The sequence below is a fragment of the Phenylobacterium sp. GW823-FHT02A09 genome, from assembly GCF_058797775.1.
Genome location: NZ_JBXAJZ010000001.1, coordinates 379,191 through 396,013, shown reverse-complemented (window position 1 = coordinate 396,013; position 16,823 = coordinate 379,191). Strand labels below are relative to the sequence as shown.

The window sequence follows — 16,823 nt, the reverse complement described above, 5'->3', positions numbered from 1 at the left end:
TTCAGCTGGGGTCGCGCTAGAAGGGCCACGCCCTTCCCCAACAGCAAAAACTCCCGCGCGTTTAACGGTTTGCAACCGGTCCTTGCGTCATCCTGCGCCTGAAGGCGGCGTCCTGCCGCCATGTGCGCTTGGGAAGGAACGGCCGGATGTTCTGGCGTGGCGTGGTCGGCTACCTGCCGGTCAATATCGTTCAGGGGCTGGTCGGCCTGCTGACGATCGTCACCTTCACGCGCCTGCTCTCGCCCAGCCAGTTCGGCGACTACGCCCTCGGCTTCACGGTGATGAGCCTCGTGCACACCGCGGTCTTCACGTGGAACGAGGCGGCCTTGGCCCGCTACTGGGCCGGCGAGGAGCCCCGCGACGGCGGACGCGACCTGGCCGCCACCGTCTACCGCAGCTGGCTGGTGCTGCTGGGCGCCCTGCCGCTCGCCTGCGCCCTGGTGCTGGTCCTGCCGCTCAATCCGGGCCTGAAGTTCGCCACCCTCTGCGGCCTGCTGGCCGTCCTGCCGCGCACCTTCGCGCGCCTGGCCCAGGAGCGCCGCCGCGCCGCCGGCGAGGTCGCCGGCGCCGCCAATATCGACCTGGTCCAGACACTCGGCGCCTTCGCGCTCGGCGCCGTCCTGGCCTTCGCCGGCCTGGGCGGCGCGGCCCCACTGATCGGCATCGGCGTCGCTGCCGCCCTCTGCGCCGCCTGGTGCTTCGCCTCCGAGTTCGGCAAGGGATCGGGCGGCCGCTTCGAGCCGGCCCGCATGCGCCGCCACGCGACCTACGGCGTGCCCGTCGCGCTGTCGCTGATCCTGGCCCTGGTGCTCTCCAGCACCGACCGCTTCCTGCTCGCCGCCTTCCTCGACGAGGCGGCGGTCGGCGTCTACCACGCCGGCTACAGCCTCGCGAACCGCACCCTCGACGTGGTGTTCATCTGGCTCGGCGCGGCCGGCGGCCCGGCCCTGATCATGGCCCTGGAGCGCGGCGGCAAGCAGGCCCTGATCCCCGCCGCGCGTGAACAGGCCTCGCTGATGCTGCTGCTCACCGTCCCGGCCGCCGTGGGCCTGGCCCTCGTCGCCGCGCCGCTTTCCCAGCTGATGGTCGGCCCGGCCCTGGCCCAGGGCGCGGCGCAGGTCACGCCCTGGATCGCCGCCAGCGGCCTGCTGGCCGGCCTGACCACCTACTACTTCCACCAGGCCTTCACGCTGGGCCAGCGCACGGTCTTCCTGCTGGCCGCCATGGCTCTGCCGGCCCTCGCCAACCTAGTCCTGAACCTGCTGCTGATCCCGAATCTGGGGCTGCAGGGGGCGCTGATCGCGACCCTGACCAGCTACGCCCTGGGCCTGGCCGCCTCGGCCCTGCTCGGCCGGCGGCTGATGGCCCTGCCGGTGCCCTGGCTGACCCTGGCCCAGGCGCTCGGCGCCAGCGCCCTGATGGCGCTCGCCGTCACCCGCATCCCCGCCCTCGGCGGCCTGCCCGAGCTCGCCGCCAAGGCGTCCCTCGGGGCTCTCGTCTACGGCCTGGCTGTCTACCTCCTCGACGCCGGAGCCCTGCGCAGCCGCGCCGGCCAGGCCCTTCGCACCCTCCGCGCCCGGAACGCCGCATGATCACCCAGGACAGCGCCTTCATCGTCGACAACGCCGCCTGGTATCGCGGCGGCGCCAAGCTCTCGGTGCTGATCCCGTTCAAGGGCGACGACCCGATCCCGCTGCTCGCCGCCCTCGCGCGCGAGGCCGGCGCCTGCGCCGAGATCGTCATCCTCGACGACGGCAGCGAGGACCAGAACCTGTCGTATGAGGTCGAGGCCGCCATCGGCCTCCTGCCGCTGCCCGCCCGCTTCATCCGCCTGGCCCGCAACGAGGGCCGGTCCAAGGGCCGTAACCGCCTGGTCTCCCACGCCCGCGCCGGTCACTTCCTGTTCCTCGACAGCGACATGCTGCCCGACGACCCGCACTTCCTCGGCCGCTGGCTGGACCTGATCGCCCGCGAAAACACCCCCGTCGCCTTCGGCGGCTTCTCGCTCAAGCAGGTCCCGCCGCGCCGCGACCAGGCCCTCCACCGCAGCATGGCCGCCCACAGCGACTGCCTGGACGCCGCCGCCCGCAGCCAGCACCCGGAAAAGCACGTCTTCACCTCCAACCTCCTGGTCCGCCGCGACGTCTTTGCGACCGAGGCCTTCGACGAGGGCTTCGCCGGCTGGGGCTGGGAGGATGTCGAGTGGGGCATGCGCGTCGCCCGCCGCTGGCCGATCCTGCACCTCGACAACACCGCCACGCACCTGGGCCTCGACACCGCCAGGACCATGGCCGCCAAGTACGAGCAGTCGGCCGCCAACTTCGCCCGCGTGGTCGCCGCCCATCCGGCCGTGGTCAGCGGCTATCCTAGCTACCGGGTCGCCAAGGCGCTGAAGCGCGCGCCGCTGCGCGGCCTCTGGCGGCCGATGCTCAAGCAGTACGCCCTGGCCGAATCCGCCCCGCTCGGCAGCCGCGCCCTGGCCATGCGGCTCTACCGCGCCGCGCTCTACGCCGAGGCGGTCTGATGTCCTACGAGGGCGCCTACAAGGCCGACTCTTCGCTGACGGGAAAGCTGCGCCGCCGCCTGGCGCGCCTGGCCCATCGCCGCCCGCTGGCCGCCGCGCCGGGCCGCCCGATGCTGTCGATCAGCTTCGACGACGCCCCGCTCACCGCCTGCGCGGCCGGCGCGCAGATCCTCGAGGCCCGCGGCCTGCGCGGAACCTACTACGTTTCCGCCGGCCTCGCGGGTCAGGACGCGCCGATGGGCGTCTGCGGCCAGGAGGCTGACTATCGCCGCCTCGCCGCCGCCGGCCACGAGCTTGGCTGCCACACCTTCTCCCACCTCGACTGCGGCCGCGCCTCAGGGCCGGCCGCCGCCGCCGAGGCCGACCACAACGCAGACGTCCTGGCCGCCTGGGGCGCACCGAACCTGGAAAGCTTCGCCTATCCCTACGGCGACGTCGCCGCCGGCCCCAAGCAGGCCCTGGCCCATCGCTTCTCCACCCTGCGCGGCCTGCACCACGGCGTCATCGACAAGGGCGTCGACCTCAACCAGGCGCCCGCCGTCGGCATCGAGGGCCCTGACGGCGAGGCGACCGCCCGCCGCTGGCTCGGCGAGGCGAAGTCCCGCAAGGCCTGGCTCATCCTCTACACCCACGACGTCGCCGACGATCCCTCCCCCTGGGGCTGCACGCCGGGCGCCCTGGCCGCGCTCATCGACGAAGCCCAGGCCGCCGGCTTCGAGATCGACACCGTCGGCGCGATCGCCCGCAGGCTCGCGGCCTAGCCACGTCCAAGACTGTCATCCCGGTTTCGGCGCAGCCGAAGACCGGGCCCCATGAACACCTGATTGGTCAGAAGTCGGCTCGCCCTCGCCACATGCTGCATGTCGGCGCGCATGGGTCCCGGTCTTGCTTCGCAAACCGGGATGACAGCTGAGCCGTCCGCCCCCCTACTCGCGCACTTCCCGGTCCGGCCAGACCAGCTTGGTCGCCACCATCACGAACATCATCCAGCGGAAATCGTGGAACGTCACCGCGATGCTCTCGGTCAGGGTCATCAGCGTGTAGACGATCAGGAACGGCACGGCGAAGTACGCGCCCTTGTCGCGGAACAGCGCCACCACCGCCAGCATCAGGGTCTGCACGTACATCAGCGCGAACGCCGCCAGCCCGAACACGCCCAGCCCGATCCACTGCTCGATCCAGGCGCTGTGGGCGTGGATCGGGGTGAAGCCGGCGCTCTTGACGATGTGGGACATCGGGCTCCAGGCGCCCTTCGCCTCCCAGATCACCCCATAGCCGTAGCCGGTCCACGGCCGCAGCCGGATCTGCGCCATGGCCGCGTCCCAGATCTTGGTCCGGCCGGTCAGGGTCGCGTCCTTGCCCAGCACCTCGAAGAACAGGTCGGCGGCGAACAGGAACAGCCCGGCGATCATCGCCACGGCCAGCGCCGCCAGCCAGATGGTCGCCACGCCCGAGGCTGGATGGCGGCGGATCAGGGCCACGAAGGCGATCCCGCCCAGCCCCAGCATCAGCGAGACCAGCGAAGTCTTCGAGGTCGACATCAGCACCAGCAGCAGCGCCAGCCCCGCGAACGGCAGCCACACCACCGCCCGGCGCGGGTTCAGCACCGCCGCCGCGGTCAGCACGATGAAGCCCAGCGCCATGATCCCGCCCAGGGCGTTCTTCTCCGGCCACACCCCGCGCCAGGCCCCGGGGAACAGCTCGCTCATCACCCCGATCGACGGGACCGCCACCGAGACGGCGATCGCCACCAGCGTCAGGAAGGCGAACGCGGCGGCCAGGATCTCCAGCAGGCTGGCCCAGCGGTGTCGCGCGGCCAGCACCACCCCGCCCAGGGTCGTGAAGCTCAGCGCCACCACCCGCGTCAGCGTCTTGTCCGGGGCGATCGACCACAGCGTCGAGGCCAGGCAGATCGCAAGCAGCGCGATCAGGAACGGCTGGCGCAGCAGCGCCAGCAGCGTCGCCCGCGGGCTCAGCATCAGCAGCAGCGCCGCAACCCCATAGGCCGGCAGGTAGAGCGCCCGGATCAGCCCGCTGGCGGCCGGATTGCCGGCGTCGCCCAGCAGCGGAAACACCCAGAACTGGCTGTAGATCAGGAAGATCCCGGCCGAACCGACCAGGGTCGCCAGCCGCCAGGCGGTCAGGCGCGGCGCCGCCGGAGCCATCGCCCCGCCGCCGGCCAGGGCCTGGGTCACGGCAGCAGCGCCTTCATGAACTTCGGGACCTCGACGACGGCGCGATTGAAGAACAGGCCCGTCACCTGCCCGCCGGCCCCGACGATGGCGTCGCGCAGCTGGGCCGGCGCGCGCACGTCGGCCTGGTCGGCCGACACCACCAGCACCGTCTGGTCCATGAACGGGGCGAGCGCCAGCGCCGCGCGCGAGCGGTCGGGCGCGGGCCCGTCGACGATGATCACCTCGGCGAAGCGGCGCAGCGCGTTCCAGTAGTCGGCGGTCGGAACCAGCCGCACGCTCTGGCGGCCGACCAGCCGCTCGCGCTGGAACCGCGTCACCCACCAGCGGGCCGAGCCGACGCGGTGCGCCGCCAGGTATCCGCCGTCCGGCCAGACCTCCCCGTCTGAGGTCTGGGCCGGCGGCTCGACGGTGAAGAAGGCTGAGCCGTCGGGGCTGGCCTGCACCGGGCCGCTCAGCTCGCCATAGCGGCCGGTCTGCGCCGACAGCGCCGCGTGCTGGGCGGCGGTCACCAGGTCCAGGTCGACCAGCCACACCGAGCGCCCGGCCTTGCGCGCCGCATAATGCGCCAGCTCGCGGGCGACGGTGGAGGCGCCCTCCCCGGTCCGCGCGGCGGTGATCTGGATGACGCGCGAGCGGCCGGCCGCAGGCGACCCAAGGGACGCCCACAGATCGGCCATCTCGGAACTCAGATCGACCATGCTCGAATCGCGCCGCCCAATTGCGTCCAGGCTAGCGCAAACCGAGCGTCACTGCGCCTTCAAGGGCGCAGCCCCCAGCACCGGCAGGTCCAGCGTGCGCGCCGCCGACTGCGGGGTCGGCAGGCCCGGGCGCAGGAACATCGCCAGCAGCCCGGCGCAGAGGGCCGTGAAGCCGGCGAACAGGAAGGCCAGCACCACCACCGGCTTGCGCAGGCTCTTGCCCTTGATCGGCGGAATGGCGCGCTGGACGATGCGGATGTTGTCGTTCGAGTGGGCGGCGATCTCCTGGGCCGCGCGGCTCTGCTCTTCCTTGACGGTGAAGTCGCGGACGCTGGTCTGCAGCACGTCGCGGTTCAGCGACAGCTCCTGGAAGCGCGGCTCCAGCGCCGTCAGCCTCAGCCGCCGCTCGGTCAGCCGGTTGATCTGGTCGGCCAGTTCGGCCTGCGAGCGGCGCAGCGCCCCGACCTCGGACGTCAGCTGGATCTTCTCGGTCTGCAGGGTCTGGAAGACCGGGTTGACCCCGATCCGCTTGGCGCCCTCGCCCAGGGTCCGGCCCGCGGCCATGCCGGCCTCCAGCTGGGCGATCTGCGCGTCCAGCTCCTGCACGGGCCGCGCGTCGGCGCGATAGCGCGACAGCAGCTCCTCGCGCTGGACCTTCAGGCCGACCAGCTTCTCGCCCGGAGCGCTGGAGATGTCGCGATAGATCCCGACCTCGCGCGACACCTGGCCCATCTGGGCGTCGAGGCTGGCCAGGCGGCCGAGGCGGTCCTGCAGCTGGGCGTCGGTCTGGTACTTCTGCTGCTCGATCTGCGCCTGCAGCTGCGACAGCGAGGCCTTCTCGGCGACGAAGTCTCCGATCCGGTTGCTGGTCAGGAACTCCTCATAGGCCGCGTCGGCGTCGGCCAGCCGCGTCTCGAACAGCTGGCGCTGCTGCTCCAGCGCCGGCGAGCTCGGGTCGACCAGCACCGTGCGGCGATAGATCAGGTATTCCTCGAGCAGGGTGTTGAGGATCAGCGCCGCGGTCTGCGGATCCTTGTGGCTGAACCCGATCCGCACGATCGGCGTGTCCGGCGCCGTCTCGATCTTAAGGTTCTGCTCGATGGCCCGGATGGCCATGCTCATGATGGTCTTCTTCTCGGCCGGCGTCGCCTTGGCGTACTTTTCAGCCAGGTCCGGATAGGTCCGCGACAGGCCCAGCCGCTCGATCACCCGCAGCTTCAGCGGCGCGGCGCCCAGGATCTCGGTCTCCGACTGGATGACCGCGTCGGAGTCGAGCACCGCCCCGCGCCCGGCGTCGCCGGCCCGCGGCTCGTAGACGTACTCCTGGCCCAGCCGCACCAGCACGCTCGAATAGGCTTCGTAGCTGGTCTTCATGGTCAGGGCCGCGGCGACGCCCAGCACGAACAGGGTCAGGAAGATCGCCAGCATCAGATAGCGCTCGCGCCACAGCAGCACCGGGAAGTCGCTCAGCGCATAGCGCGGCCGCCCCGCCCAGGCGAACCCCGGCCCGGCGTCGTGCGTCGCTGCTGTCCACGCGGCCTGCGTCACTGAAAGAATCTCGATCCCCGAACTTCAGCCGACCGTGCGAGGGCGCGATTAACACTCCGTTACCCATTCTCCTTAACCTTTGCGGCCATGCTTCAGAGGCGCCGCCGTCCTGCCCCGATGATCGCCGCTTGCGCGGGCCTGGCCCTCGCCGGCTGCGCGACGCCGCGGACCTACGACGTGATGGGCCGCTGGCAGCCGCCTGAGCCAGCTCCGGCCGAGCAGGCGTTCAGCAACATCCCCTACGCCACCTGGACCGATTACGAGCCGGACTACCGGTTCTATCCGGGCGACGAGATCGAGGTCGCCGTGCCCTCGGCGCCGGAACTGACCAAGACCCTGGTGGTCCAGCCGGACGGGCGCATCACCCTGCCCCTGGTCGGCCCGGTCATGGCCGCCGACCGCACGATCCCGGAGCTTGAAGGCGCCGTCGCCCAGGCCTACTCGACCCAGCTGCTGCGCCCGCATGTCGAGGTCTCGGCCAAGGCCGCGCCGCTCAAGGTGTTCGTCGGCGGCGAGGTCGGCAATCCGGGCGTCATCGACCTCAACGGCGACGCCGACGCCCTGCGCGCGATCATCCAGGCCGGCGGCTTCAAGTCGAGCGCCGACGCCGGCGCCGTGTTCATCATCCGCCGCGGGCCCGACGGGCGCGGCATGATCCGCCGCGCAGACCTGCTGCGCGGCCTGCGCCACGCCGAGACCGACCTCGTGCCCCTGCGCCGCTTCGACGTGATCTACGTCCCGCGCACCGGCGCCGCCAATGCCGGGCTGTTCATGCAGCAGTACTTCCGCGACCTGCTGCCGGTCTCGTTCAGCTACGCGCTCGGCGCCCAGGCCGTCCAGTAGACGTCCTGCGCCCGCCGCCTCACCAGTCTAGGGCGTCGGGGTTCTCGATCACCCTACCCGATTGCGAATCCACTGCGACGCGCTCCAGCCGGCCGTCTTTCAGGACTCCGATCATGTAGGCCTGGACCTCCGAAGTGGGGTTGGAGGCGCTTCTTGCAATGCCGGCCACGACCGCCGGTGCGCCCCTCTGCTTGGCTTCAGCCGTGCCGATCGCGTCGGCCAGCGAAACCTTGGCGACCTTGACGGCGGTGGCGCGCCGTTGGGCCTTCCAGTTCAACATCCACGCCGGAATGGACGCACCCATCAGCTCGACGACGTCACTGGTCGGACTGTCGAGCCGCCAGAACCTGACGTCCGATCCATTCAGCACGATGGCGGCGTAGCCCGGCGCGCCGGCGATGTTGTCAAAGGTTATCGCAGCCACTCGCCCGCCGTTCAGCGACTCGATCTTGGTCGCCATGTTGGACAGGATCTTCGGATCGCCGCTAAACCCGGTGACGTCGATGCTGACGTCTGGGTTCACCTTCAAGGTCTGGGCGAGAGATGGCGCCGCAGCGGCCAAGCTGCCGATGGTGGCCAGCGCGAGCAGAAGAGCACGCATGGAGGTCTCCCAGAGGATGTATTCCCTCCCCGCTTTACACCCCTAGGCAATTGCAAAGTCATGCGCGCCGGTACCTGAGCATGGGCGGCGATTGACCTGAGAGCGGACCCAGCGAATGTCCGCGAGGGGTGGAGAGCGGACATCCGGTGCGTTCGTCGGGGTTTCCACCCATTGAGCGCCCATGGATTGGTAGCCCAAGGTTTTGGGGTCTCTCTGGAGCAACCCGATGACCACATCGCCCTACCAATTCCAAGGCGGCTACCCGACCGCCGAGACCATCCAGCGCGCCTATGACGACGCCGACCTCGCCAGGGCGGTCCAGGCCTACAAGTTCTTCTATCCCACGGTGTCGTTCGAAGGCACCTGGCGGGGCAACATCGCGGAGGGCGCCGTCGCCAATCGTGTCTTTCCCCTTCTGGAGGGCACGCCGCGCCAGTTGGTCTTCACGCCCAACTCCGACACGCCCTACTCTGGCCTGCCGCTGGACCTGACCCAAGGCCCGATGGTGGTGGAGTTGCCGCCGGGTCCGCTGATGGGCGCGGCCAACGATCTCAATCAGCGTTGGGTGTCTGATCTCGGCTTGCCAGGTCCTGATGCGGGTAAGGGCGGCAAGCATCTGTTCCTGCCGCCGGGGTACGATCGCCCCATACCCGAGGGCTATCACGCCGCTGTCGCCACCATGAACCGCGTCCTGGTCCTTATCCGCGCCATTCCGCCGGGCGGCGACATCGAGGCGGCCAACGCGATGATGCAGACCGTCAAGGTCTACCCGCTCGACGGCCGAGTGGATTCGCCGGAGCCGTCCTGGGTGCGCTTGGAGCAAGGCGACTTCACGCCCCTGCAATGGGAGACCAACCTCGGCTACTGGCAGGTGCTCCACGAGGTCATCGACCTGGAGCCTGCCTACGCGGCCTACCGCCCCTACTACGGCGAGCTTGCCGCGCTCGGCATCGTCAAGGGCCAGCCGTTCGCGCCGGATGCGCGCATGTCGGCGATCCTCGAAAGGGCCGCTGTCCTCGCCAATGGCCAGATGCGGGTCCAGTCCTTCGCCGACCGCCGCGCCGACCGGGTGGCCTGGCCCGACCGGCAGTGGGAATGGGCGACGCTGCGTCCAGAGAACGGCACGTTCGACGCGGCCACCTATGTCGATCTCGAAGCCCGCGAGAAGTGGTTCTACCAAGCGCAAGTGGAGTCGCCCGCCATGTTCCGCCGCACGGCGGGGGCGGGCTCGCTCTACTGGCTCGGCACGCGCGACGCTTCAGGCGCCTTCCTCGACGGGTCGAAGGCCTACCGGCTATCGGTGCCGCAGCCTGTGCCAGGCAAGCTTTTCTGGTCCGTGACGGTCTATGACACCGAGACGCGCTCGGAGATCAGCACCGATCAGGGCCATTCGGCGCTTCGCTCGCTCTTCGAACTGAAGGATGCGGCTGGCGCGAACGTCGACCTTCATTTCGGCCCGCAGGCTCCAGCTGGACAGGAAGGACAATGGATCAAGACGATCCCCGGCAAGGGCTGGTTCGTCTATTTCCGAATCTACGGCCCTGAAGCAGCCGCCTTCGACGGCTCGTGGAAGCCCGGGGATTTCGAACGTATTGAGTAGAAATCGCCAAAAGTCCGCAACGGGTCGTTTGCGGTCATACGCCTCGGTCCTGACAATTGGCCGCAACGACGTCAGCGGACTATGCACGGCCTTGGTAGGGGGCATGGCCGAACCCGCCGATCGGACGTAACCGGCGTCAGCCGTGCAGAACGATTCCGCCATAGCCGGAGATATGGCCGAAGATCGCCGCTACGACGCCGACGGCGACCGACACTATGCCGGCCACGAAGATCCGCACCGCCCTTTCGTAGTTGGCGACGAGCATCGACTTCACCGCCAGCAGATCGACCAGCGCCTTGATCTGCAGGGCGACGCCAACGGTGATGGCCGTCACGGCGAACAGATCGGACGTCTCCCAACGCCCCGGCAGTCCGCTCCAGCGAACCAGGAAGGCCAGCGAGAAGCCGAGCACCACCCCGATCGCGGTCATCGAGCCTGAGCGGAAAATTCCCTCGACGCGTGCAGGCTCGTCTGTGGTGGGCGTCGCCGGGGCGGTGGGCGGCGTGCGGGCCATGGCGGAGGGCCTTTCTGCTGAGCAGGCGCCGCCAACTCTAACCGCAATCGGCGGGCGCGGCATCGCCCACGAACCGGGGACGCGCCAATCCGCAACCGGCGATGCCTCCGCGACGGCACGCGACCAACGGACATCGGCGCCGCGCCACAGAGCGAGCGCCTTGGCCGAGCAGCCTACCGCGGATAGCCTCCCCGCAAATCAGGGTTGAATCGATAGGCTGCAATGACCGCAAACCAGTTCCCCGCTTCGCGTCCCCACCTGGGCGGCGTCGAATCGTTGCGCGCCTATGCGGCCCTCGCGGTCATCGTCTTCCACATCATCCACCTGGCCCAGTTCGACCCGCCCCAGAGCCTCATGGCCCTCAAGTGGCATCTCGGACGCGGGGTGCCGCTGTTCTTCGCGGTCAGCGCCTTCAGCCTGGCCTACGGCTATTTCGGCCGCCTCGGCGAGGGCTCCCAACAGCGCGAGTTCTATCTGCGGCGGCTGTTCCGGATCGCGCCGCTCTACTATCTCGCGACCTTCTTCCAGCTGGCGCTGAACTATCCGCCGCTGTGGGCGCTGCATAACCCCGTCGACATGCTGCTCAACCTGACCTTCCTGTTCGGGCTGTCGCCGAACCATGTGGAAGGCATCGCCCTGGCGTCGTGGTCGATCGGCGTCGAGATGCTGTTCTATGCGATCCTGCCCCTGGTGCTGTTCCTGGTCCGCGGCCTGCGCAGCGCGATCGCCTTCACGGTGATGAGCTCGCTGGCCGCCGTGATCTACTTCGTGGCGCTGTCGGGCATGCCTGGCGTGCCGCACGCCTTCATCCAGCACGGCTTCGTCTTCAACCTGCCCTACTTCGCCTTCGGCCTGCTGGCCTTCTTCGTCTGGAAGGCCGCCTCCCCGCGCGCCTTCTGGGCGGCGCTCGCCGCCGCCCTGGCCGGGATCGCGGCGCTGCTTTGGGCGGCCGAGATGTTCGGGGCGCTGGTCAACACGCCGCTCGGCAGCGCGGTCTATCAGACGCTGTGGGGCGCGCCGCTGGCCCTGCTCTGCCTGGCCCTGGCCTGGCGCGACGGCCCGCCGGTGTCGTGGCCGGTCACCCGCTTCCTCGGCAAGATCAGCTTCAGCCTCTACCTCGCCCATCCGCACGTGCTGGCGCTGCTGGACGCCACCGGCGTCTACGCGCGCGTCAAGGCGCTGCCGGGCGGCTCGGGCGTGCATCTCCCGATGGCGTGCGCCGTCACCCTCGTCGTGCTGGTCCCGATCTCCTACGGCCTCTACCGGCTGGTCGAGGCGCCCGGCATGACCCTCGGCCGCGCCACCGTCGCCCGCCTGCGCCCTGCCCCCTCGGGCGTTTGATTGGACCGCCCGCCGTCTTCGATCCCATCGCGGTGACGACCGCCAGGAAGGATCACGGCATTTCAACGCGGTGAGAAACCTCAGCCGTGTCTCCGGGTTATCTCCCAGCAGCGCCTCAGGAGAGAGCGCTCCCCCCTGGGTCGCGAGACCCGCCGTAAGGAGACCGCATGCCGCTCGATGACGTCATCCCTAAGGCCGACCCCCGCGTCGCGACCGGTGTTCCAGGTCTCGACGAGATCTTGGGGGGAGGATTGACCCGCGACCGCATCTATCTGGTCGAGGGCGCGCCGGGCTCGGGCAAGACGACCCTTGCCCTGCAGTTCCTGCTGAAGGGCCGAGAACTCAACGAAAGCGGCCTCTACATCACCCTGTCGGAAACCGAGACCGAGCTTCGCGCCGCGGCCGCCAGTCACGGCTGGTCGCTGGACGGCGTCGACCTCTTTGAACTGGTCAGCGAAGAAGGCCTCGATCCCGACAGCGAACAGTCCGTGCTCCATCCCTCCGATGTCGAGCTGGGGGAGACGACCAGAGGCGTGATGGCCCAGGTCGAAAAGACCAAGCCCTTGCGCGTCGTCTTCGACAGTCTCTCCGAGATGCGTCTGCTGGCGCAGAATCCCTTGCGTCACCGTCGCCAGATCCTCGCCCTCAAGCAGTTCTTCTCGACGCGCAAGTGCACCGTCCTGCTGCTCGACGACCAGACCTCCGAGGACGGCGATCTGCAGCTGCACAGTATCGCGCACGGGGTCATCAATCTGGAACGCACCGCTCAGGAGTACGGCTCTCAGCGTCGGCGGATGGAGATCGTGAAGATGCGCGGCATCAAGTACCGCGGCGGCTTTCACGACTTTGAACTCGACACGGGCGGCATCAGAATATTCGAGCGCCTGGTGGCCGCTCACCATGCCGCTCATTTCACCGAGGAGCTGGTCTCCACCGGTACGCCCAGACTCGACAAGCTGATTGGCGGCGGCCTTTCGCGCGGCACCAACACCCTGATCAGCGGACCGTCCGGCGCGGGCAAGACGACCACCGCCGTGGCCTGCACGCTCAGCGCCCTCAAGCGCGGCGAGAAGGTGGCCTACTACCTGTTCGACGAGGGCCTGCCCACCTTGCTCGCCCGCTCGAAGGCCCTTGGCATGGAGTTGCAGCCCTACCTGGATACCGGCCAGCTTGCGATCCGCGCCATCGACCCGGCCGAGCTCTCGCCCGGCGAGTTCGCCTTCCTGGTCCGCGACGCAGTAGAGCGCATTGGCGTCGGCACGGTCGTGATCGACAGCCTCAACGCCTACCTCCAGGCCATGCCCGGCCAGAAGTTCCTGCTGCTGCAGATGCACGAGCTCCTGACCTACCTGAACCAGCAGGGCGTCGTCACTCTGCTCATCCTCGGCCAGCACGGCTTCATAGGCGAAGTGCGCAGCGACATAGACCTCAGCTATCTCAGCGACAGCATCCTGCTGTTCCGATTCTTCGAGGCCGCAGGATCCGTGCGCACCGCAATTTCCGTGGTCAAAAGCCGAACGACAGCGCACGAAAAGACCATCCGCGAGATCCGCCTGACGAGCCATGGGATCGAGGTCGGCGAAGCCCTCACCGACTTCCGGGGCGTCATGTCGGGCCTGCCGTCCTACAACGGCAAGGTCGAGATGCTCGGCGCCGATACGCCTGCCGCAAATGGATGAGCGAATCCTGATCCTGGCCCCCCGGGGCCGCGACGCGGCCGTCATCGCCGAGACCTTGGCCGGCCTTGGCCAGCGCATGCTGATCTGCGCCGACGTGGGCGCCTTGGCCGAGGCGCTGGAGCAACGAGCCGGCGCCGCGATCCTTACCGAGGAGGCGCTCGCCCAGTACGGAAGCTCCGTGCTGACGGACTGGTTGTCGGCCCAGCCGCCATGGTCGGACTTTCCCTTCATCGTTCTGGTGACCAAGCAGCCCGGCCGGAGGACCCAGGCCGACGCCGCGCGCCTGCAGGCCATAGGCAACATCGTGTTGCTGGAACGCCCCATCAACGCAGAGACCCTGGTCAGCGCGGCTCGGTCGGCTTTGCGCGCGCGCCGGCGCCAGTACCTGGCCCGGGACGACCTCGAAAATCGGATCAAGGCCGAGGAGCAGCTGCGCTTCGCCCTTGAAGCTGGCCATCTGGGCGCCTGGGATTTGGATATTGAGACCCATGGCCTGACGACGTCTCCCACCGTGAAAGCCCATTTTGGCCGCACGGCCGACGAGGCCTTCAGCCTGGCCGACGCGTTGGACGCCGTGCATCCCGAAGACGCATCTCGGCGCCGCGCCGCCCTTGAACGGTCCATTGCGGAAGGCGGCGACTACCAGGTCGAGTACCGCGTCATCTGGCCCGACGGATCGGTTCACTGGCTTCAGGTGCGCGGTCGCCCCAACGCCCGCGCGCAGGGCGCCTCTCGACGGATATCGGGCGTGACGCTGGACGTGACGGCGCGCAAGGCCGCCGAAGCGGCGCTGATTTCGATGAACGAAACGCTCGAGCGGCGGGTGGACGAGAGCATCTGGGAGCTCAAGCGCTCCAATGCGCGCCTGGTCAGCGAGATCGCGGAACGCGAGCAGGCCCAGGCGGCGCTGCTTCAAGCCCAAAAGATGGATGCGATCGGCCAGCTAACCGGCGGCATCGCCCACGACTTTAACAATCTCCTGACCGCGATCGTCGGGAATGTCGACATGATCGAGCGGCGCAGCGACGACCCGCGCGTCGCACGCATGGCGGCCAATGCCCGTGAAGGCGTCGAACGCGCCGCCAAACTGACGGCCCAATTACTGGCCTTTTCGCGCAGCCAGCAGCTCGATCTGCAGGCTGTAGAGGTCGATTCCCTGATCGCCGGGATGGACGACCTGCTGACGCGGACCTTGGGACATAAGGTCGAGGTCAAGACCGACCTTCGCGCGGGCGCTGCGCGCGCCACCGCAGATCCCAACCAACTGGAACTGGCGATCCTCAACCTCGCGATCAACGCCCGCGACGCCATGGCGGAAGGAGGTGTTGTCACGATAGGCAGCCGTCTCGCCGATGACTGGCACGAGGGCCTGCAGCCAGGCCGGCACGTGGTCATCTCGGTCAGCGACACCGGCCATGGCATCCCGGCCGAGATGATTCACAAGGTGTTTGATCCCTTCTACACCACCAAGAGCGTCGGCAAGGGCACCGGTCTCGGGCTCAGCCAAGTCTATGGCATCGCCACCCAGTCGGGGGGAACGGTGCGGATCGACAGCACCGTCGGGATCGGTACGGTGATCGAGATCTGGCTGCCGCTCAGCGATGCCGCCGAACGGCTGCGTGCCGGCGAAGTCCTGGAGAACGAGACCCCGCTCAGCCAGGGCGAAAGGGTCCTTGTGGTCGATGACGACCCTGGGGTTCGCCACTTCATCGTCCAGTGCCTGAAGTCCCTCGGGTACGCCGTCACCGAGGCGACCAGCGGCAAGGACGGGCTCGACCGCATCGACGCCGATCGGCCGAATCTGCTGATCGTGGACTTCGCCATGCCCGGTATGACCGGCGCGCAGGTGGCCACCCAGGCCCGGCTGGCCTTCCCAGACTTGGCCGTACTCCTCGTGACCGGCTATGCGGACGCCCGCGCCATCGAGGATCTCGTGAGTTCCGAGGCCGTGCTGCGCAAGCCGTTCAGAGTCAGCGATCTGGCGATCGCCGTACGTCATGCGCTGGAAGGAGGCGACGTCGTGGAGGCGTGACCGCCCCTGACGGTCGTCGTCGGTGCGCCCGACAGACCCCGTGCGGCCTCAGCCGTGGGCCAGCCACTCGCGGGCCTGGCGCTGGGCTTCGGCGACCTCGTCCGAGGCCATCTCCTGGCTCAGTTCCTTGCGGTAGACCTTGGCCTCGACCGAGCCGCGCATCGCAGCCAGGTTGAACAGCATGTGCGCCGAGACGTAGTCCAGCGGCGCGCCGCCCTGACCGGTCGAATAGAGCAGGCCCATCTTGAACAGCTCGTCCCCCGTCGACTCGGCGGTCGGCAGCGGCATTCCATCGTTTTCCACGCTCGTAAGCATGACTTCGTTTCCCTAGCCCCGTCGGTCCGTCCCCGTTCTGGGTACCGATCCCGACGTTCCTGAGGCTAAGAAAGTCGATGCGCACTGAAGATAGGGTTAACTCGAAAAACGTCGTGATTTTTCTGCGCGGGTTTTGACTATTCGCGATTTTTACTGAACGGAAAGCTCCGTAGCCAGAATCTTAAGGGCGCGCGTTTCTCGCCCCAGCCTGCGATCGGCGCCTTCCTGCCAGGCGGCGGCGAAAACCTGCCGCTCGATCCCCAAATACGAAGCTATCGGCGCCCAATGCGAAGCTGACAGGCCCGTTCAGGTCAAGTTCAGCCGCCTACCGTCAGGTTTGCCGATATCGAGTACGAAAGCTTTGGAGCCAGGAGGCCCGCCATGAAACGCCTGATCTTGAGCCTTGCCGCAGTCGCCGCGGTCGCCGGCCCGATGGCGTTCGCCGCGACCTCGGCCTACGCCGACAATGATCGCGGCCGAGGCCGCGATCGTCACGAGCAGCGCTGGGATCGTCACGACGATCGTCGCGACTGGGACCGCCGGGGCGACAATCGGCGCGACTGGGATCGCCGGGACGACCGTCGCGACTGGGGCCGCCACGACAACGGCCGCCACAACGGCTGGGATCGCGGCCGCCACAACGGCTACTACTACAACAGCCGCTGGTACTACGGCCCGCCGCCGCAAGCCTACTACGGCAATCCGTATTACCGTCCGGGCTACGCCGCTTGGCGCCGCGGGGCGCATCTGCCGCCCTACTACCGGGGCTATGTGGTGAACGACTATCACCGCTACCACCTGCGCCAGCCGCCGCGCGGCTACGCCTGGTACCGGGTCGGGGATGACTACCTGCTGGCCGCCCTGGCCACCGGCATCATCTTCGATATCATCAACAACTAGCTGATCTAAAAAGAGAAACGCCCCGGATCGCTC

Annotated in this window: 15 protein-coding genes; 9 read left to right on the top strand and 6 right to left on the bottom strand. The window is 68.6% G+C overall.

Features of this window, described 5'->3' with window-relative positions; genetic code table 11:
• The first annotated feature begins 146 nt into the window (after window positions 1–146).
• From hfsF to hfsH, 3 genes are read left to right on the top strand one after another with little or no spacing between them, the layout of a single operon-like run.
• Window positions 147–1,592 (top strand): polysaccharide biosynthesis protein HfsF, encoded by a 1,446-nt coding sequence (gene hfsF, locus AC1Q87_RS02100; RefSeq protein ID WP_492607354.1) that lies wholly within the window; start codon window positions 147–149, stop codon window positions 1,590–1,592.
• Window positions 1,589–2,524 (top strand): polysaccharide biosynthesis protein HfsG, encoded by a 936-nt coding sequence (gene hfsG / locus AC1Q87_RS02095; RefSeq protein ID WP_492607353.1) that lies wholly within the window; start codon window positions 1,589–1,591, stop codon window positions 2,522–2,524. The genes hfsF and hfsG overlap by 4 nt, the downstream gene beginning before the upstream one ends.
• Window positions 2,524–3,285 carry an oligosaccharide deacetylase HfsH gene (gene hfsH, locus AC1Q87_RS02090; RefSeq protein WP_492607352.1) on the top strand — a complete coding sequence of 254 codons (762 nt, stop codon included), beginning with the start codon at window positions 2,524–2,526 and terminating at the stop codon, window positions 3,283–3,285. The genes hfsG and hfsH overlap by 1 nt, the downstream gene beginning before the upstream one ends.
• A gap of 165 nt (window positions 3,286–3,450) precedes the next feature.
• On the opposite strand, the gene AC1Q87_RS02085 is transcribed toward hfsH, so the two are convergent.
• Genes AC1Q87_RS02085 through AC1Q87_RS02075 form a run of 3 tightly spaced genes read right to left on the bottom strand, consistent with a single transcriptional unit; the run spans window position 3,451 to window position 6,965 of the window.
• On the bottom strand, window positions 3,451–4,719 hold the full coding sequence (locus AC1Q87_RS02085) for an O-antigen ligase family protein (protein WP_492607351.1): 1,269 nt from the start codon (window positions 4,717–4,719) through the stop codon (window positions 3,451–3,453).
• Window positions 4,716–5,417, bottom strand: coding sequence for a P-loop NTPase family protein (locus AC1Q87_RS02080; RefSeq protein WP_492607350.1), 702 nt, complete (start codon window positions 5,415–5,417; stop codon window positions 4,716–4,718). Before AC1Q87_RS02080 ends, AC1Q87_RS02085 begins: the two co-directional genes overlap by 4 nt.
• Window positions 5,418–5,465: 48 nt before the next feature.
• Window positions 5,466–6,965: a GumC family protein gene (locus tag AC1Q87_RS02075; protein WP_492607349.1), complete on the bottom strand. Its 1,500-nt coding sequence runs from the start codon at window positions 6,963–6,965 to the stop codon at window positions 5,466–5,468.
• A 180-nt stretch (window positions 6,966–7,145) separates the two neighbouring features.
• On the opposite strand from AC1Q87_RS02075, the gene AC1Q87_RS02070 reads away from it, so the two are divergent.
• Window positions 7,146–7,808 carry a polysaccharide biosynthesis/export family protein gene (locus AC1Q87_RS02070; protein ID WP_492608262.1) on the top strand — a complete coding sequence of 221 codons (663 nt, stop codon included), beginning with the start codon at window positions 7,146–7,148 and terminating at the stop codon, window positions 7,806–7,808.
• 19 nt (window positions 7,809–7,827) lie between these two features.
• Here the strand turns inward: AC1Q87_RS02070 and AC1Q87_RS02065 are convergent, their stop codons facing one another.
• Window positions 7,828–8,409, bottom strand: a complete 582-nt coding sequence (locus AC1Q87_RS02065; RefSeq protein ID WP_492607348.1) for a hypothetical protein — start codon at window positions 8,407–8,409, stop codon at window positions 7,828–7,830.
• Between the two features lie 226 nt (window positions 8,410–8,635).
• Here AC1Q87_RS02065 and AC1Q87_RS02060 point away from each other — a divergent pair, with 226 nt between their 5' ends.
• On the top strand, window positions 8,636–10,009 hold the full coding sequence (locus AC1Q87_RS02060; RefSeq protein WP_492607347.1) for a DUF1254 domain-containing protein: 1,374 nt from the start codon (window positions 8,636–8,638) through the stop codon (window positions 10,007–10,009).
• 136 nt (window positions 10,010–10,145) lie between these two features.
• Here AC1Q87_RS02060 and AC1Q87_RS02055 read toward each other — a convergent pair whose 3' ends face one another.
• Window positions 10,146–10,523 carry a hypothetical protein gene (locus tag AC1Q87_RS02055; RefSeq protein ID WP_492607346.1) on the bottom strand — a complete coding sequence of 126 codons (378 nt, stop codon included), beginning with the start codon at window positions 10,521–10,523 and terminating at the stop codon, window positions 10,146–10,148.
• 222 nt (window positions 10,524–10,745) lie between these two features.
• Here AC1Q87_RS02055 and AC1Q87_RS02050 point away from each other — a divergent pair, with 222 nt between their 5' ends.
• The 3 genes from AC1Q87_RS02050 (at window position 10,746) to AC1Q87_RS02040 (ending at window position 15,575) form a co-directional block, all read left to right on the top strand.
• On the top strand, window positions 10,746–11,864 hold the full coding sequence (locus AC1Q87_RS02050) for an acyltransferase family protein (RefSeq protein ID WP_492607345.1): 1,119 nt from the start codon (window positions 10,746–10,748) through the stop codon (window positions 11,862–11,864).
• Window positions 11,865–12,031: 167 nt separating this feature from the next.
• Window positions 12,032–13,543, top strand: a complete 1,512-nt coding sequence (locus AC1Q87_RS02045; RefSeq protein WP_492607344.1) for an ATPase domain-containing protein — start codon at window positions 12,032–12,034, stop codon at window positions 13,541–13,543.
• The gene (locus AC1Q87_RS02040) at window positions 13,536–15,575 is read left to right on the top strand and encodes an ATP-binding protein (protein ID WP_492607343.1); all 2,040 of its coding nucleotides are present in this window, start codon (window positions 13,536–13,538) and stop codon (window positions 15,573–15,575) included. The genes AC1Q87_RS02045 and AC1Q87_RS02040 overlap by 8 nt, the downstream gene beginning before the upstream one ends.
• A 48-nt stretch (window positions 15,576–15,623) precedes the next feature.
• Here AC1Q87_RS02040 and AC1Q87_RS02035 read toward each other — a convergent pair whose 3' ends face one another.
• A complete protein-coding gene (locus AC1Q87_RS02035) occupies window positions 15,624–15,890 on the bottom strand; it encodes a sel1 repeat family protein (protein WP_436061088.1) in 267 nt (88 codons plus the stop codon).
• A 381-nt stretch (window positions 15,891–16,271) separates the two neighbouring features.
• Here AC1Q87_RS02035 and AC1Q87_RS02030 point away from each other — a divergent pair, with 381 nt between their 5' ends.
• Window positions 16,272–16,790, top strand: a complete 519-nt coding sequence (locus AC1Q87_RS02030; protein ID WP_492607342.1) for an RcnB family protein — start codon at window positions 16,272–16,274, stop codon at window positions 16,788–16,790.
• Window positions 16,791–16,823: the final 33 nt, after the last annotated feature.

Coding starts and splice junctions, on each gene's coding strand:
- AC1Q87_RS02040 (WP_492607343.1), top strand. CDS start 13,536: ATGGATGAGCGAATCCTGATCCTGGCCCCCCGGGGCCGCGACGCGGCC.
- AC1Q87_RS02035 (WP_436061088.1), bottom strand. CDS start 15,890: ATGCTTACGAGCGTGGAAAACGATGGAATGCCGCTGCCGACCGCCGAG.
- AC1Q87_RS02070 (WP_492608262.1), top strand. CDS start 7,146: ATGGGCCGCTGGCAGCCGCCTGAGCCAGCTCCGGCCGAGCAGGCGTTC.
- AC1Q87_RS02065 (WP_492607348.1), bottom strand. CDS start 8,409: ATGCGTGCTCTTCTGCTCGCGCTGGCCACCATCGGCAGCTTGGCCGCT.
- AC1Q87_RS02045 (WP_492607344.1), top strand. CDS start 12,032: ATGCCGCTCGATGACGTCATCCCTAAGGCCGACCCCCGCGTCGCGACC.
- AC1Q87_RS02080 (WP_492607350.1), bottom strand. CDS start 5,417: ATGGTCGATCTGAGTTCCGAGATGGCCGATCTGTGGGCGTCCCTTGGG.
- AC1Q87_RS02050 (WP_492607345.1), top strand. CDS start 10,746: ATGACCGCAAACCAGTTCCCCGCTTCGCGTCCCCACCTGGGCGGCGTC.
- AC1Q87_RS02055 (WP_492607346.1), bottom strand. CDS start 10,523: ATGGCCCGCACGCCGCCCACCGCCCCGGCGACGCCCACCACAGACGAG.
- hfsF (WP_492607354.1), top strand. CDS start 147: ATGTTCTGGCGTGGCGTGGTCGGCTACCTGCCGGTCAATATCGTTCAG.
- hfsG (WP_492607353.1), top strand. CDS start 1,589: ATGATCACCCAGGACAGCGCCTTCATCGTCGACAACGCCGCCTGGTAT.
- AC1Q87_RS02060 (WP_492607347.1), top strand. CDS start 8,636: ATGACCACATCGCCCTACCAATTCCAAGGCGGCTACCCGACCGCCGAG.
- AC1Q87_RS02030 (WP_492607342.1), top strand. CDS start 16,272: ATGAAACGCCTGATCTTGAGCCTTGCCGCAGTCGCCGCGGTCGCCGGC.
- hfsH (WP_492607352.1), top strand. CDS start 2,524: ATGTCCTACGAGGGCGCCTACAAGGCCGACTCTTCGCTGACGGGAAAG.